11 protein-coding genes and 1 tRNA gene are annotated in these 16,095 nt (G+C 64.7%); 5 read left to right on the forward strand and 7 right to left on the reverse strand.

Translation table 11 applies throughout. The annotated features are described in order from the left end of the window. Positions 1–43: 43 nt before the first annotated feature. Positions 44–784 (forward strand): SDR family oxidoreductase, encoded by a 741-nt coding sequence (locus ACE10Z_RS38955; protein WP_375785422.1) that lies wholly within the window; start codon positions 44–46, stop codon positions 782–784. A 35-nt stretch (positions 785–819) separates the two neighbouring features. Here the strand turns inward: ACE10Z_RS38955 and ACE10Z_RS38960 are convergent, their stop codons facing one another. The 4 genes from ACE10Z_RS38960 to ACE10Z_RS38975 all read right to left on the reverse strand — a co-directional run bounded on the left by ACE10Z_RS38960 (position 820) and on the right by ACE10Z_RS38975 (position 9,329). Further along, positions 820–1,527 carry a hypothetical protein gene (locus tag ACE10Z_RS38960; RefSeq protein WP_375785423.1) on the reverse strand — a complete coding sequence of 236 codons (708 nt, stop codon included), beginning with the start codon at positions 1,525–1,527 and terminating at the stop codon, positions 820–822. 163 nt (positions 1,528–1,690) lie between these two features. Next, on the reverse strand, positions 1,691–2,230 hold the full coding sequence (locus tag ACE10Z_RS38965; RefSeq protein ID WP_375785424.1) for an invasion associated locus B family protein: 540 nt from the start codon (positions 2,228–2,230) through the stop codon (positions 1,691–1,693). Positions 2,231–2,265: 35 nt separating this feature from the next. Continuing rightward, positions 2,266–7,941: a beta strand repeat-containing protein gene (locus tag ACE10Z_RS38970; RefSeq protein WP_375785425.1), complete on the reverse strand. Its 5,676-nt coding sequence runs from the start codon at positions 7,939–7,941 to the stop codon at positions 2,266–2,268. A 335-nt stretch (positions 7,942–8,276) separates the two neighbouring features. After that, positions 8,277–9,329, reverse strand: coding sequence for a helix-turn-helix domain-containing protein (locus ACE10Z_RS38975; protein WP_375785426.1), 1,053 nt, complete (start codon positions 9,327–9,329; stop codon positions 8,277–8,279). Between the two features lie 193 nt (positions 9,330–9,522). Here ACE10Z_RS38975 and ACE10Z_RS38980 point away from each other — a divergent pair, with 193 nt between their 5' ends. Next, positions 9,523–9,765: a hypothetical protein gene (locus tag ACE10Z_RS38980; RefSeq protein ID WP_375785427.1), complete on the forward strand. Its 243-nt coding sequence runs from the start codon at positions 9,523–9,525 to the stop codon at positions 9,763–9,765. A 315-nt stretch (positions 9,766–10,080) separates the two neighbouring features. Here the strand turns inward: ACE10Z_RS38980 and ACE10Z_RS38985 are convergent, their stop codons facing one another. After that, a complete protein-coding gene (locus tag ACE10Z_RS38985; RefSeq protein ID WP_375785428.1) occupies positions 10,081–10,515 on the reverse strand; it encodes a hypothetical protein in 435 nt (144 codons plus the stop codon). A gap of 462 nt (positions 10,516–10,977) precedes the next feature. On the opposite strand from ACE10Z_RS38985, the gene ACE10Z_RS38990 reads away from it, so the two are divergent. After that, positions 10,978–12,552, forward strand: a complete 1,575-nt coding sequence (locus ACE10Z_RS38990; RefSeq protein ID WP_375785429.1) for a putative bifunctional diguanylate cyclase/phosphodiesterase — start codon at positions 10,978–10,980, stop codon at positions 12,550–12,552. Then, on the forward strand, positions 12,549–13,385 hold the full coding sequence (locus ACE10Z_RS38995) for a hypothetical protein (RefSeq protein WP_375785430.1): 837 nt from the start codon (positions 12,549–12,551) through the stop codon (positions 13,383–13,385). Before ACE10Z_RS38990 ends, ACE10Z_RS38995 begins: the two co-directional genes overlap by 4 nt. A 676-nt stretch (positions 13,386–14,061) precedes the next feature. Here the strand turns inward: ACE10Z_RS38995 and ACE10Z_RS39000 are convergent. Together ACE10Z_RS39000 and cpdR are read right to left on the reverse strand one after the other, a co-directional pair. Then, positions 14,062–14,136: transfer RNA gene (locus ACE10Z_RS39000), tRNA-Val, on the reverse strand. Between the two features lie 79 nt (positions 14,137–14,215). Then, complete coding sequence (gene cpdR, locus ACE10Z_RS39005) at positions 14,216–14,575, reverse strand: cell cycle two-component system response regulator CpdR (RefSeq protein WP_016843340.1); 360 nt, start codon at positions 14,573–14,575, stop codon at positions 14,216–14,218. 305 nt (positions 14,576–14,880) lie between these two features. On the opposite strand from cpdR, the gene ACE10Z_RS39010 reads away from it, so the two are divergent. Continuing rightward, the gene (locus ACE10Z_RS39010; protein ID WP_375785431.1) at positions 14,881–15,768 is read left to right on the forward strand and encodes an N-formylglutamate amidohydrolase; all 888 of its coding nucleotides are present in this window, start codon (positions 14,881–14,883) and stop codon (positions 15,766–15,768) included. Positions 15,769–16,095: the final 327 nt, after the last annotated feature.

The following is a 16,095-nucleotide window of genomic DNA, read 5'->3' on the forward strand; positions in this document are numbered from 1 at the left end:
GTCTATTCTGGAATAAACATTCCAATAAACAGGAGATACGGAAATGATCGACACGAGATCGGAGAGACCACGTACCGCCCTCATATTCGGTGGCTCGCGGGGGATCGGCGCCGCGATTGCCAAGCGCCTTGCGGAGGAGAGGTTCTCGGTCGCCCTCACCTATGTGAGCAGGCCCGACAAGGCACGCGAGGTGTGCGACGCAGTTTCCGGAGCGGGAGGCAAGGCAATCGCGATCCACGCCGACAGCGGCGATCCCGCCGCGATCCGGCGCGCCGTCGCAGAGACCACCGATCAGCTCGGACTGCTTGATGTCGTGGTCATCAATGCGGGCGTGCTTCGTCTCGGATCGATCGAGTCATTCAATCCCGACGATCTCGATCTGCTGCTCAATGTGAACATTCGCGGCGTGTTTCTGGCGATGCAGGCCTCCACAGCCGCCATGCGTGACGGCGGGCGGATCATCACGATCGGAAGCAACACGGCCATCAGGACCGGCGCCGCCGGCGGTAGCGCCTATGCGATGACGAAGGCGGCGGTCGCCTCACTCGTGAAGACCGCAGCGCTCGACCTGGCCCCGCGGCAGATCACGGTCAACAATCTGCAGCCGGGACCGACGGAAACGGACATGACCGCCGGCATGGCCGATTGGCTGAAGGAGAGGATTCCGTTGCGCCGCCTGAACAGTCCGGACGACGTCGCATCGGCGGTCTGCTTTCTGGCAGGCACTGGCGCGAGCCTGATCACGGGCACCAGCATCACCATCGACGGCGGCTACGTTCTCTGATCGGGCGGCGTCATGTATGCGAGGAGGCGGCCGCGTTATCCGGCGACCCGGAGCGCGGTTACCGCGACGCAGGCGTTGCCGAACGGAATCAGCACCACCTGCGCGCCGTTCGGCAGCGCGATCGTCGCGAGGTCACCGAGCGCGCCGTTCTGCCCGTTGAGCTTGGCGAGCTCCGCAGCAACGGTCGGGCAGCTCTCCGCGCTCGGCGTCACCCGCACCAGATTGCCTTCGCAGGACGACCCGACCGGCGCGGCAAACACGATGCCCGCGGCGCGCTGGGCAGCGCTACCCTGGGGCGCCTGGTTTGGCGCAAGCGCGACCAGCGACTGCACCGAATGCGAATTGCCGGCCTTGGCATCCCACTGCGACTGCGCGGTGTAGTTGGAGTTCGTCGCCAGACCGCGGCCGAGCAACCCGAACAGATTGGCGCAGGTCGCGATGTTGCCCTGCCGTGCATGCTCGTCGAACACGGTCGGCTGCTGCCCCGCTTGCTGTGGCGGAACGGATGCCGCGGCCGCCGATGGCGTCTGCGCCTCCTGCGGACGTTGTTTGTGCGGCTGCGGCTTCGCAGCAGCGGCAGGCTTCCTGGCCGGCGCAGGCGTCCCTTGCTGCAGCGGCATCGGCTGCGCCTGCGCCGGCTCCATCTGCTGGGCATATCCGACGACGCCGGCCGCACTGAGCGCCGCCACGACGACCGCCGCGGAAATCAGGATGGGGGTCTTCAATCGCATCGGCGTTTTCATCTTCCTGTCCTGCAGCTCGATGCGGATCTCCGAATGCCGGGTCCGCATACCTCTCCTGGAGCCTCTTCCGTTCCGATTGAATCGGAACGGGGCTCCGGATTCTCGTTATGACGCGCTTTCTTCACGCGACCCGGCATCCACTTCGCTCGAAAACACTGTTGTGTCATTTCAGCTTCGCCAGCACGCCGGACAGTCCGTCGAGCGGCGCCTCCAGCATGATCGGGCCGCCTTGCAGCAGCGGATAGGACACCAGGCACGGCGTCGCCGCGCGGATGTGCCGCCTCAGCACATTGCCGATCGCGATCGTGGCAAAGCAGAAACTGGCGTCGCAGCGATCGGTCTGCGCGACGATGCGGTCGGGACTATCGCCCATTGCGAGCTCGATCTGCGCGCCGACGCCGGCGGCTGCGGGAACCCTCATCGCCATCAGCGGCTTGCCGTCGGCGGTCGCAATCAGCGACCAGTTGAAGGCAACCGCGCCCTGCGCGTTGACGATCGATTGCGTGATGTTGCAGACGCGGCGCTTCGATTTCAGGCTCTCGTCGCAGATCAAGGTCCAGTTCTTGAACGGCTGGATCATCCGCCTGAATTCGCCGAGCGTCTCGCCTTCCGGCACCACGACGTCCGATGGCTTCACGGCATAGGCGGGAGGCGGCGCGCCCTGCGCGCTTGCGCCCGCTGCCTCGCCGAGCCAGATCGCCAAAGCCAGACACGCTAGCCGCCTCGTCGACGTCAGGGTCAATTGAGCGTCAGGCTCACGCCGGCACTGACGCCCCACTCGCTGCCGGCGGTGGTCGCTGCCGCGTTGGTGCGCAGCCGGCCGTTCTCGCTGGTGTAGCCGATGCCGAAAGCGAGCGCGCCCTGGCTGCGCCAGACGCCGCCGCCGGCCGACGCGCTGATCTTGCCGGGCCGGTCGTCATAGCGCAGCGATGCGGCGGCCATGCCGATCGCCGCCGCGCGCCAGGCATCCTGCCGCACCTCGCCGATCTGGCCGTTGAGCTGCTGGAATGCGCTGTTGAGCTGGTTGACGTTGACCGCATCAGTACCGGCGACACCCGCCGCCACGTTGCTGATGGTCACGGGCCCGCTGCTGCCGCTGTTCAGCGTCACCTTGTTGGTGGTGTTGCCGGAAGCATCGGTGTCGTAGCGGATCGAGCTCGACGCGACCGCCTGCAGCTGGCTCACATTGACCGCGTCGGTCGCAGCCGATCCCGCGGCAACATTGGTGACGCGGCGTTCGGCCCCGGACGAGCCGACCGACACTTCGCCGGTCGCAACCCCCGCGACGCTCTTGCCGACGACGGGCGTATAGGCCGCATCGCTCAGATTGGCCGTGGTGGTCGAGTTCGCACCGAGCGCCAGCGAGTTGGCCGAAGTCGCCTTGGCGCCGGCGCCGATCGCGACCGAATTGTCGCCGGACGCGGCCGAGCCGTTGCCCATCGAGATCGCGTTCGCCCCGCTTGCGACCGACTGCGGTCCGATCGCGACGCTCTCAGCACCGACGGCAGAGGAATCCGCCGCTGAGGAGTTGGCGTGGAAATACTTGATGCCGCCGCTGCCGGTCGAGATGTTGTTGACCGTGGTATAGAGAGCATCGAGCGAGGTGTTGGTGGCCCAGAGCTGCGAGCCGTTGATCGCGTCCGTCGAGGTGGCGCTGATCTGGCCCGCGGCGACGTTGGTGACGGTGCGTTCCGCCCCGGCGCTGCCGACGCTGACGGTCGAGGTCGGCGCCGTGCCGGCGAAATTGTAGGTGGTGCCGCCGATCGAGGTGCTCTTGGTCGCGACCACTGCCTGTGTGGTCGAATTGGCACCGAGCGCGACGTCGCCGGCCTGTGCCGTCGCCTTGGCATTCGGGCCGAGCGCAACGCTGGTCGGGTTGGAGGTCTGGGATCCGGCGCCGATCGACACCGACTGGATGCCGCTGGCCTGCGCATTGGTTCCGAACGCGATCGAATCGGCGAAGTTGGATACCGAATTCTGGCCGATCGCAATGCCGCCGGGTGCGGTCTGCTGCACGGTCGCGCCAAATCCCATGCCGATGCCGTTGTCGCCATTGACCACGGTCTGCGGCCCCACCGCGACGGAATTGTTACCGACCGCAAGCGAGTCGGCGAGCGTCGAATTGGCGTGGAAGTATTTGGTCGTCGTGGTCGCGAACGATGACAGTGCGCCGGTCAGCTGCCGAACGGTGACGGCGTCACTCGACTGCGTGCCGTCGGCGACATTGGTGATCTGGCGATAGCTCGTCGCATTGCCGACCGACACCGCGCCGAGCAGCGCGAGATCGGTGGTGTTGTAGGGGATGATGGTGCCGCCAATGGTGCCGGAAGCCGGCGCGAGCGCGCGGTTGGAGATCGAACCCGAGCCGATCGCAACGCCGCCGGCCACCGTCGCCTGGGTATTGAAGCCGAGCGCCGTGGAATTGGCGGCGGTTGCCGACGCGGCGATGCCGGCGGCCATCGAATTCGCACCGGTCGCACCGTTGTTGGTGTAGTTCGCCAGCTGGGTGCCACCGTCGTTGACGCTGTAATAATGCGTCAGGCCGTTGCTGACGATGGTCGACAGGCTGTCGATCGCCGAAGTGGCGGCAAACAGCTGCGAACCGTTGATCGCATCGGTCGAGCCGTTGCTGATCCGTCCCGCGGCGACGTTGGTGATGGTGCGTTCGCTGCCGACCGTGCCGACGCTGACGGTCGAGAGCGGCGCCGTGCCGGCGAAGCTGTAGGCGGTGGTGCCGATGGTGATGCCTGACGTGCCGACCGCCGTCGTGGTCTGGCTGCCGGAGCCGAGCGCGATGTCGTTGGCATTCGCAGCGGTCGCGCCATTGCCGATCGACACCGAGCCGCTGCCGGTCGCGGTCGACACCGGCCCGATCGCAACCGAATTCGTTCCGGCGGCCGACGAGTCGGCCAGCGTCGAATTGGCGTGGAAATACTTGATGCCGCCGCCATTGTTGATGTTGTTGACGGTGGTCGCGAGACCGTCCACGGCCTGGTTGGTGGACCAGAGCTGGGAGCCGTTGATCGCATCCGTCGACCCGTCGTTGAGCCGTCCCGCAGCGACATTGGTGATGGTGCGCTCGGCGCCAACGGCGCCGACGCTGACGGTCGAGCCCGGTGTCGTGCCGGCGAAGCTGTACGTCGTGCCGTTGATCACGGTGTTGGGCGTACCGACTGCGACGGCGGTGACGCTGCCGGAGCCGAGCGCGACCGCATTTGCGTTCGAGGCGTTGGCATTGGCGCCGAGCGCGAGGGCATTCGCGACGCCGGCATTCGCATTGACGCCGAGAGCGGACGCCTGAACGCCGGCGGCCACCGAGTTCTGGCCGATCGCGGTGCTGGACGTGGCTGAGGCCTGGGCATTGGGTCCGATCGCGGTGCTGAACTGGCCCGTCGCCTTGGAGATGTATCCCAACGCCACTGAGTCGAGCGCCGATGCAGTCGATTGGTAGCCGGCGGCGATCGCATTGTCGCCGCTGGCGGCCGAGGCGTTACCAACCGAGATTGCGTTGGCGCCGGTCGCAGTCGACACCGGGCCGACCGCAACCGAGTCGGTCCCCACCGCGGCCGAATCGGCCAGCGTCGAATTGGCGTGGAAATATTTGATGCCGCCACCGGTGTTGATGTTTTCGATCGCCTGGTTGGTGGCAAACAGCTGCGACCCGTTGACCGCATCCGTCGACCCGTTGTTGAGCCGCCCCGCAGCGACGTTGGTGATGGTGCGCTCGGCGCCAACGGCGCCGACGCTGACGGTCGAGCCCGGTGTCGTGCCGGCGAAGCTGTAGGTGGTGCCGTTGATCACGGTGTTGGGCGTACCGACTGCGACGGCGGTGACGCTGCCGGAGCCGAGCGCGACCGCATTTGCGTTCGAGGCGTTGGCATTGGCGCCGAGCGCGAGGGCATTCGCGACGCCGGCATTCGCATTGACGCCGAGAGCGGACGCCTGAACGCCGGCGGCCACCGAGTTCTGGCCGATCGCGGTGCTGGACGTGGCTGAGGCCTGGGCATTGGGTCCGATCGCGGTGCTGAACTGGCCCGTCGCCTTGGAGATGTATCCCAACGCCACTGAGTCGAGCGCCGATGCAGTGGATTGGTAGCCGGCGGCGATCGCATTGTCGCCGCTGGCGGCCGAGGCGTTACCAACCGAGATTGCGTTGGCGCCGGTCGCAGTCGACACCGGGCCGACCGCAACCGAGTCGGTCCCCACCGCGGACGAATCGGCCAGCGTCGAATTGGCGTGGAAATATTTGATGCCGCCACCATTGTTGATGTTGTTGACGGTGGTGCCAATGGTGTCGACAGCCTGGTTGGTGGCAAACAGCTGCGAACCGTTGACCGCATCGGTCGACCCATTGTTGAGCCGTCCCGCAGCGACATTGGTGATGGTGCGCTCGGCGCCAACGGCGCCGACGCTGACGGTCGAGCCGGGCGTGGTGCCGGCGAAGCTGTAAGTGGTGCCGTTGATCACCGCATTTGGCGTGCCGACCGCAGCAGCCGTGACGCTGCCGGACCCCAGCGCAACATCGCCGGATTTTGCCGCTGCGGTTGCGCCGTTGCCCAGTGCGACATTGCCCGCAAGTCCGGCGGCGCCCGCGGTGGAGCCATTGCCGAGCGCCACGGAGCCCTGTCCGATCGCCTTGTTGTTGTTGCCGATCGCGACCGCGCCGTTGGCCTGGTTGGCGGCGGTGGCGCTCGCCGTGCCGTCACTGTTGGCGATGTTGTTCGCGCCGCCGGTGAAGGCGCCGGTGCCGCTGGCATAGCTGGGGTCGCCGATCGCCACCGCGCCGTTGCCAAAGGCGGTGTTGTTCGCGCCGATCGAGACCGCCTGGCCGCCGGTCGCCACCGCGTTGGTGCCCAAGGCCACCGCGTTGGCGGAACTGGCCGCGGCATTGTTACCGATAGCGATGGCGCTTGTAGCCGACGCCTTGGCGCCGATGCCGAGCGCGGTACTGGCGACCCCGCTGGCGTTGGCGCTGACGCCGGCCGCGAGAGAATTGTCTCCTGTCGCGTTCGCTGCAGATCCGAATGAGGAGGAGTTTTGACCGCTGGCAACGGCTGTGTTGCCAACCGCAGTGCTGGCGGCGGCACTTGCATTTGAGGTAGTGCCTATCGCCAGCGAACTCGTGCCGGCGGCACTGGCCCCAACGCCGGTCGCGATCGAACTTATGCCGGCGGATGCCGCATTGTTGCCGAGTGCGATGCCGCCCGTCGCTGCACTGTTGACGATCGCGCCAGATCCGATTGCAACCGAGCCTCCGGTGCTCAGCGCCTGCGCCTGATTACCCAAGGCGACGGCGAAATCCGCCGACGCCTTGGCGAGGTTGCCGGCGGCCAACGAACTGATGCCCGACGCGGCCGACTGGACGCCAAAGGCGGCGGCGTTGGAGCCGCTGGCATTGGCGAGGTATCCCACGGATGCGGCCCCTGTCGCGGAGGCGGTCGCCCCGTTACCAACTGCGGTCGCCTGGTTTGCCGAGGCCGTGGCCGACGTGCCGAAAGCGCTGGAGCCCGTGCCCGTCGCTGAAGCGCTTGGGCCGACGCTGGTCGACCAGGCCCCCGTCGCGGTTGAACCGGTGCCAAGCGCAACAGCCTCGAACGTGAAGCCGGCAGGCGCGGTCCCGCTGGCATTGGCATTCGTGCCGATGGCGATTGGAGACCCGCCGCCGGCTCCGGCGTTTGCTTTGGCGCTGACCCCGATGGCGGTGCCCGAACCGTTTGAAGATGAGGCGGAGGATGACAATCCAATGGCGATCGAGGCTCCACCGGAGGCGCTCGCCGTCGAGCCCAGTGCCAAGGCACCCACACCATTTGCAGTGGTGTTGACGCCGAAGGATGAGGATCCGTCCCCGGTGGAGTGCGCGTTCCCGCCTATGGCAAGGGCGTTGGTGCCGGTCGCGTTCGCAAACACACCCATACCGATCGCATTGAGGCCGTTCACAGAGTTGGAATAGCCCACGATGATCGAACCATCGCCGGTCGCGGTGTTGGAATCGCCGATTGCCAGGGAGTTCTGGCCATTCGCATTGGTATTAGCGCCAATGGCAGTTGCGGTGGTGCCGGCAGCGTGGGCGCCGCAACCAATAGCCGTGCTGCCTGCCGTTGCAGCGGTAGGATTGGTGCAGTTGGCGGGATTGCTCAAAACACCATTGCCGATGGCAACCTGCGCGAACGCCGCTTGCGGACTCATGATTCCCATCACGACAAGCAACGCGCAGACCGCTCCGCCGGCGCCGAGCGAACCAAGCCCCAGCCGATCGCGCTTCACGCCGAGCCTGCGATGCGCCTGGCGGAGCACCGCGATCAGCCGGCGCCGCAGCGAATGGCTGTTCGCATCGCCCGATGCGAGCCAGCTCCGGACGAAGCCGGTGCGGCCTTGACGCTTCAGCGATTCGGTTGAGTTGCGTACGACAACCATGGTGCGCCCCTTTTGTGACATCTGATCCAGACGTCGGGGGTGCCATGCCGCGGACTGGACCGACATGCGTGTCCTTTGGGAACGCATGTGGAGATATGAAGACCGCGCAAGCTGCGCCGGCCTTCCGGTCCTGGCCAACGATGTGTCGAACTCAACGAGCGCATCTTGCCACCCAGCGCTCGCTCGACTGCCCCATCAATGTGCCCCGAGTCGTCATATCAAAAATGATAGACACATATTTGACAACGTCACTCAGCAGGCCGTCCAAATAGCACGCAGATCGTCTCACAAGTTGAATGATTTGCTTGATGCACCGTGGGGTATTCCGCGCATCTTCAACCGGCAGTTGACCTGCGTCGCACGCGTTCACGCATCTCGCGCGGACTGACGCCGAATTCGCGGCGAAACGCGCGCGTGAAATCCGACGCAAGCTTGAAGCCGTGACGATAGGCGATCTCCTGCACCTGCCGGTCGGTGGATGCGACCAGTTCGGCATGTGCCGCGCGCAGCCGCTTGCGCAGGATATATCCAGCGACGCCGCCGACGTTCTCGAATGCACGGTAGAGGGCAGAGCGCGAGATCCGCAATTGCTGCGCAATGCGATCCGGCGTCAGATCGAAGTCGCCGAGATGCGTCTCTATATAGAGACGTGCACGCTCGAACAGCACCGATTCAATTGCGCCGCGCGCCTGCTCCAGCCGGTCCGAGGACAGCTGAATGCATGCGGCGATCATCTGCGCGGTCGCTCGCCCCGCCTGCCTCAACTCCTCCGGCGACATCAGGACCAGGCGCGTTTCAAGTCTGTCGAGATAGTCGGACAGCAGTTCGATCAGATTACCCGAGAGCAGAATGTTGCAGGCGTCGTTAAGCTGATCGGCGACGTCTGCGAATGACCGGCGCGGCAAAGCGAGCACCAGGCCATCATAGTCGGTGATGCTGCCGCGAAAATCGTCGTCGAGCGAGATCAGGAACATCGCGCCTGGCCCGGCGTGAACCCGCCGCTCTGCGGTTTCGAAGCGGGCTTCGCCGGAGCGCAGGCGGAACAGCCACCAGATATCGACCGGCGTGCCCTGCGAGGGCTCGACGACGCGCGCGAATGTTTGATCGGCAACGCGTCCTGACGTGAAGACGACGTCGGCCATGTTGCAGGTCAGGTACTCCACCTCGAATCCCTGCGCTGGGCTGTAGCCATCGGGCGGCGCGACGTCGATCAGCGAGGCCATCCGCGTCTTCCAGACCTCGAACTGTTCCGACGGCGGATAGAGTCGTGTCGTGAAAAGCCGCGGTACCGCCGGGACGATGTCCCTGATGTTCCGGGGTTCGCGCGGCAAGGGAACCTGTTCCAGGAGCTTCGCTGCGCTCGCCGGCCTATTGTCGTCTTCTTGCATGTAGTTTCGTCCCCGGTTGTCGCGACGAACGTCGTCTCAACGGAGGCGCATTCCCAAGGTTGCGTCGCCGGCCGCTGGCGGGCAGGCGATTTTCAGGCGGACAAGGAAGCAGCATTTTCGGATGCGGACATCACCCGCTTACGCCGGCCGCTCCTGATAGGGCCGATGGGTCCTGCGGCAGTCGGGCTCACACATGGCATTCATCATTGTCGCGTCATTGCCGGACCCGGCCCGGAAGCTCCGTCGCCGAGTCGGCCTGACTGGTCTAGAGAACAATCTGAGCGAGAACCAGAGCGGCGGCAACGCGCGCCGCGAAGAAATCCAAGATTGCGTCCATGCGATGCGATCGGGCAACGCATCATCGCCGTGTCTTCAGAAAAATTTCTCGATCTTCGCGCAGAGACGAAATGAATGTCGCGAGAGCGCAGCAGCTTAAGCACGGTACATGACACATCGCGAATCCGGCGCACGGGATTCGCGTCGACCGCGCCTGAAGACGCTTGCCTAATCATGCGGCATTCCACCTCGTGCGACGTCAATGCGATCGATGGGAACGGATCACGTGCGCCGCACGAGGCACACTCGTCGTGGCACGCTGCGGCATTTTCATATGAACGTCGAGATGAGGAAAGTAATGATGGCTCATTACATTCGCAGGTCGACCCGCCCGCTATGCCGGCGGGGCGAGCCTGATCGCCGGCACCTGCAACGCCGGCGGCGGAGCATGCGGTCCTCGATCCGCGCCGCCAGGCTATGCCTTGTGTTGCCCGATCCGGTCGAGCCATGCCGCAAAGCGCGGATGCTTCGAGAACCTGCCTTGCACGACCGCCAACTCCTGCTGGAAGACCGGCAGCGAGAGCACCCGTTCGATGTCGGGCTCCCTGATCTTCCAGATTCCCGGCGGGACGAAGCCGTGCACCTTGAGCTCATAGAGCTCGAAGATCGAGAAGATGATTTCATGCACAATTCGGCGCTCGTCCGGCGTCATCTCATTGGCGCCGCCGGTGCCCTCGTCATGGAACACCGCCGTTGGCAGGCGACGCCGCAGATCGGATATGCGCTCGGAATATCTGAGGAAGATGTCGGCGCCCAGACGCCGGTTGTTGGTGTGCAGCGCCGTGTAGATCGCGGTGATGCCGACGATGATGGTCCCGAGCGTCATGAACTTCAGGATATGATCGAGCACTGCGATGTCTCCTTCGACCTTCCGTGATCGCGCCAGGAGCCCTGTGCAAGCTGTGCTCCCTGCCCTTTATTGCCCGAGGCGCAGTGATCGTCGAGATGCGGATCACCGATTTGCACGACGGCGCAAGCCCACCGTCCGAGCCACCTCCAGGACCCTCGGCAGCGCACATTGGTAAAGATCGAGCAGAAGCCCCGCCGAATTGAGCCGGAAGGCCGCCCGCCTCGGAAGCCGGAACCATTCGGCTGGCCTTCAACCACGCCCGTTCCGGATCGCCATGCGTGGGCGCGGCGGCAGTTTGGCCCTCGACGAAAGTCGCGACAAATGGGCCGCGCGCCCGTCGTAGATTTGTAACCATCTTGCAAATCGTTATCGCGCAAAAGTCGCGGGCGGCCTTCACGCAACCTTTTGCAAACTCCAAACTGCCTACCGTCACCGGATATTATAGTGATAGTGGGGACGGGAATGGCTGGGCTGCGGCCGAATATCCCAATACGGCTCGGAACTGCAATCAGGGAACGGCATTCGGGCGTTGAGCGCGATTCCGCCGTTCCGTCGGTCGGAACAAGCTCGGAGGTCGAGCGCCTGCGCGGCGTCATTGCACGCCTGATGCACACGGCCGCGCATGACCAGCTGACCGGACTTCCGACGCGCAGCCTGCTGCTCGAGCGGCTGGATCTTGAACTGGCGCGCGAGGCCGATGACGGCGCGCGGATCGCGGTTCTGTTCGTCGATCTCGACAACTTCAAGCTGGTCAACGATTCACTTGGCCATAGCAGCGGCGACGAGGTGTTGTCCGAAATGGCCCGCCGCATCCTTGCCTGTCTCGGACCGGACGATACGGCGAGCCGGTTCGGCGGCGACGAGATGGTTGTTCTCCATCCGCGCGCCTCGGGCTCCTCCGGAGCTGATCTCGGCAGGCGGATCCTTGCAGCGCTGGCGGAACCGATCCTGCTCTCCGGCAAGGAAGTCGTGGTATCGGCAAGCGTGGGGCTCGCGCACTGCGCGCCCGGCACCAAGGGCGCCGAACAATTGCTGCGCGAGGCGGACACCGCCCTCTATGCGGCAAAGGTCCGTGGCCGTGCGCGATTGGCCGAGTTCAACGACGAGCTGCATGCCCGCGCCGAGAAGCGCGTTCAAATCGAATCCGATTTGCGGGCGGCGCTGCGGGAATCGCAGCTGTTCGTCGAGTATCAGCCGCAGGTCCGCCTGAAGGATGGACGCGTCGTCGGCGTCGAGGCGCTGGTGCGCTGGCGGCATCCCGAGCGCGGCATCATCTCGCCCGCCGACTTCATCCCTGTCGCCGAGGAATGCGGGCTGATCGTCAGGATCGGACGGCAGGTGCTGCAGGAATCCTGTCGCCAGCTCGCCGAGTGGACGAGGCTGATGCCGGGCTGCCCGCTGGCCATGACCGTGAACGTGTCGCCGCGCGAGATCGCGGAGCCGACCTTCATCCAGGAGCTCCGCCAGGTTCTCGCCAGCACCAATATCGATCCGACCGCTCTGTGTCTCGAAATCACCGAAAGCGTCATGATGAGCGCCCCGGAGGAAGTCGTCCAGGTGCTCGATCAAATCCGGCAGCTCGGCGTGTTCGTCGCGATCGACGATTTCGGCACCGAGCACTCATCGCTGTCGCGCCTGCGCGACATGCCGGCCGAAGTCCTGAAGATCGACCGTAGCTTCATCGACGGTCTCAGCAGCGAGCCCGGCGATACGGCGATCGTATCGTCGATCCTGAGCCTGGCCTACGCGATGGGCAAGCACACCATCGCCGAGGGCGTGGAACGGAGTGAGCAGGCCGCAATGCTGCTCCGCATGGGTTGCGACGTTGCCCAGGGCTATTTCTTTTCGCGGCCCGTTGCCGCCGAACAGATCGCGCCGATGCTGACCAGGGCACTCTGGCATCCGAGTTCGGGACGCGCGCTGCACGCCGCGCAGCCTGTGGAAGGACCGGTGCGGCGCGGCCATCATTATTTCATCGACGAATTCCTTGATCACATCGGGGCTCCCATGGGCACCAAGGCGACGGTCTCGCGATGATGTATCTCGTCATCGGCCTCAGCAATCTGGCGATCGGGCTGGCTTACGCGGGCCTTGGAGTCTTGTCGGCCTGGGAAACGGTCAGCCTGCATCGTTACCGCGGCTGGTCCCGCTTCGGGATCGGATTTTCGATGATGGCTGCAAGCTGCGGCCCGCATCATCTGGTGCACGGCTTCCAGGTGCTGCAGGGCGAGAGCGTGTCCTGGTCGATGCTCGCCGTCACCCTGCTCGGGCTGCCGGCAGGTTTGACATTTGTGTTCCTGCGGTTCGAGACGATATTGGGTGGGCAGGGCGAGCGATTGATCGCCCTCTCGCCGCATCGCGCGGTGTTGCTGGCCGGCGGCTTCGCCATCACGGCAGGCTGGCTGGCGGCCTGGGCGATGGCCCAGCCCGGCGCAAACATCCCGTTCCTTTGCACGTCGGCCGATCTCGCCGCGCGTGTGGCGACTCCGAGCACCTGGATCGACGTCGCCTCGGCCACGTTCTACGCCAATGTGTTCGTTACCGTGACCTACGGCCTAGTCGGTTGGTACCTGGCTGACCATCAGGTGCGCCGCTATCTGGCGACCGGTGTGTGGTCGCTGTCAGGGGCGGCATTGGCGGGCGTCTTCTTCTCCTGCGCGCTGATCCATCTCATTGACGCCACGACCCACGGCAGCGGATCGATGCTCGTCTTCGACCTGATCGGCATTCCGGCCTCGGTTTATTTCCTCTGGGTCGTCGAGCAACTGCACAGCGACTCCGTGCTGGACTGGAATCGGCGTCCGCTGGTCGGCGCCGCGGCCGCGCCGGCGCGGCCCTCACCCTGGAGCGGCAGGAACCTGCAGCACTGACCGGTCCCGTGGGTGCGATCGGCACCCGGCTTCCCTGCGCGCTCTTCAATGGAGGGCGCGAGAAGAAAGCCAGGACTCGGTCAGATCATGCCGCAAGAATGCGGCCTCATATTTTAGACGCCGTTTCGCGTGACGCCTATCCCGTCATCCTGAGGTGCGAGCGCAGCGAGCCTCGAAGGATGCACGGCCCGGCTGGTGACCGTCGATCCTTCGAGACGCCGCTTCGCGGCTCCTCAGGATGACGGAGCTAACGGCGGCGCATGCGCGGGCGATGACACTGAGCAAGCTGTTTGAGAGGTTGAACCAGAAGCCAGCCGTCAGGGCGAAGCGTGGCTTGCCGAGCCGTAGCTCGCGGCGACAGTCCGTCTTCGCTTTCACTTCGTTCAAGCTACGCCGGACACGCTTCGACCTGAAGGTCTCCGCGTGGCTGCGCCACGCGAAGCCCGAAGCAAGAAGGTCATGAAGCGTGGCTTGCCGAGCCGTAGCTCGCGGCCAAAGGCCCGCCTTCGCCCGTTGGGCTTCGGCGTGGCATCCTTCTCTCGCTGCGCAACGATAGGACCAGCTTGCTTGCGGCGACAGTCCGTCTTCGCTTTCGCAAGCTCAAGCTACGCCGGACACGCTTCGACCTGAAGGTCTCCGCGTGGCTGCGCCACGCGAAGCCCGTCAGGGCGAAGCGTGGTGGGTGCGACAGGGATCGAACCTGTGACCCCTACCATGTCAAGGTAGTGCTCTCCCGCTGAGCTACGCACCCAAAGCCGTGTTTGGATCGGGTCCCTATAACGGACGGCGGCGGGGCAGGCAAGGATACAAAGTGAAGGTTTTTTGGCGAATCAGGCCGCCAGCAACTTATTCACTTCGCTAACCAATTCCCTGAGGTGCACGGGCTTGGCCAGCACCTTGGCGTTTTTCGGCGCCTCCGAATCGGAATTGAGGGCCACCGCGGCGAAGCCGGTGATGAACATGATCTTGATATCGGGATCGAGTTCCGAGGCACGGCGCGCCAGCTCGATGCCGTCCATCTCGGGCATCACGATGTCGGTGAGCAGCATTTCGAACGGCTCCTCGCGCAGCCGCTGATAGGCCGACATGCCGTTGTCGTGCGGCGAGACCTTGAAACCCGCGTTTTCCAGCGCCTTGACCAGAAAGCGGCGCATATCGGTGTCGTCTTCGGCGAGAAGAATTTTCGGCATGGCAGGGATCGTCGAATCCGGCTTGAGGAGCAGTCCGAACAGTAAGCCCGACAGACGGTAAATTTCGGGTGAAATTTGCGTCAAGCCAGCGGCAAATGCGCGCCAGCCATTTGTGGACCGAACCACGCATCGAATCAACCTTGTGCGGCATTTCCCGCCTTTAAGACGCGTTCCAGCCCGCGCCACACTCTTTTCACTTGGCAGAATGATCGCGATTACCGACAATGCCCGCCCATAAATCTCCGCTTTTCCGGCAGAATCAGTTCTTGCGGGGCGAGGCGGACGCAAGGGACGGCGCCAAGGGAATGACCGAATTTGTTGGCGAGTTGTCGCCCCCGTTCGAGATCGTTGAGCCGCAGGCCTGGCGTGCGCCGATCATCTTCAATTCCCCGCATTCGGGCTCGGTCTACCCGGCCGAGTTCCTCGAGGCATCGCGAATCGATGTGGCGTCGCTGCGCCGCTCCGAAGACTCCTTCATGGACGAGCTGATCGCGGGCGTGAGCGATCGCGGCTTTCCGATCGTCCGGGTCAACTTCCCGCGCTCCTATGTCGACGTGAACCGCGAACCCTATGAGCTCGACCCGCGCATGTTCACCGGGCGGCTGCCGAGCTTTGCCAACACGCGCTCGATGCGGGTGGCCGGCGGCCTCGGCACCATCCCGCGCGTGGTCGGCGACGGGCAGGAGATCTACCGCGAGCGGCTCGACGTCGACGAGGCGCTGCGGCGCATCGAGGTGCTCTACAAGCCTTATCACCGCGCACTGCGCCGGCTGATCAACAAGGCGCACCAGGCGTTCGGTGCCGTGATTTTGGTCGATTGCCATTCGATGCCGTCGGTCGGGGTATCGCGCGACGAGCCGCGCCGGCCCGACGTCGTGATCGGCGACCGCTACGGCACGAGCTGCGCGCCGCTGCTGCCCGATCTGGTCGAGGAGATCATGAGCTCGCTCGGCTATTCGGTCGGCCGCAACAAGCCCTATGCCGGCGGCTTCATCACCGAGCATTACGGCAACCCGGCGAGCGGCCTGCACACGGTGCAGATCGAGCTCAACCGCGCGGTCTATATGGATGAGCGCCAACGCGAGCGCGCACCGCGCTTCGCCCAGGTGGCGGCCGACTTTGCGACGCTCGCGGATGCGCTCGCGAAAATTCCGTTCGGGGATCTCGGCCCGTTCCAGGCGGCAGCGGAGTAGACGATTTCGCCAACCGGCACCGGGTGCCGACGAAGACATGAACCAAGAATTCAAACTGGCGATGCGACAAGCGCCGAATTGGATTCTCAGTTCACTCGCAGAAATGACGGCCCAAAGAAAAAAGGGCCGCTTGAATGAACAAGCGGCCCAAGTCTAGGGAGGAAACGCCCAAGGAGGGCAGCGATAGCGCGAGGCGCTACCGCACCGCAACAATATGCGACCGCGCTGCACAAAACGCAAGAACTTTCGAAACATTTCTTCTGTAATGTTGGTAAGTCTGGCGAAACTGCAACACGGCCGGCGGACCAAATTAAGATGTTTGATATC

This window comes from Bradyrhizobium sp. Pha-3 (assembly GCF_042258615.1).
Classification (GTDB): Bacteria; Pseudomonadota; Alphaproteobacteria; order Rhizobiales; family Xanthobacteraceae; genus Bradyrhizobium.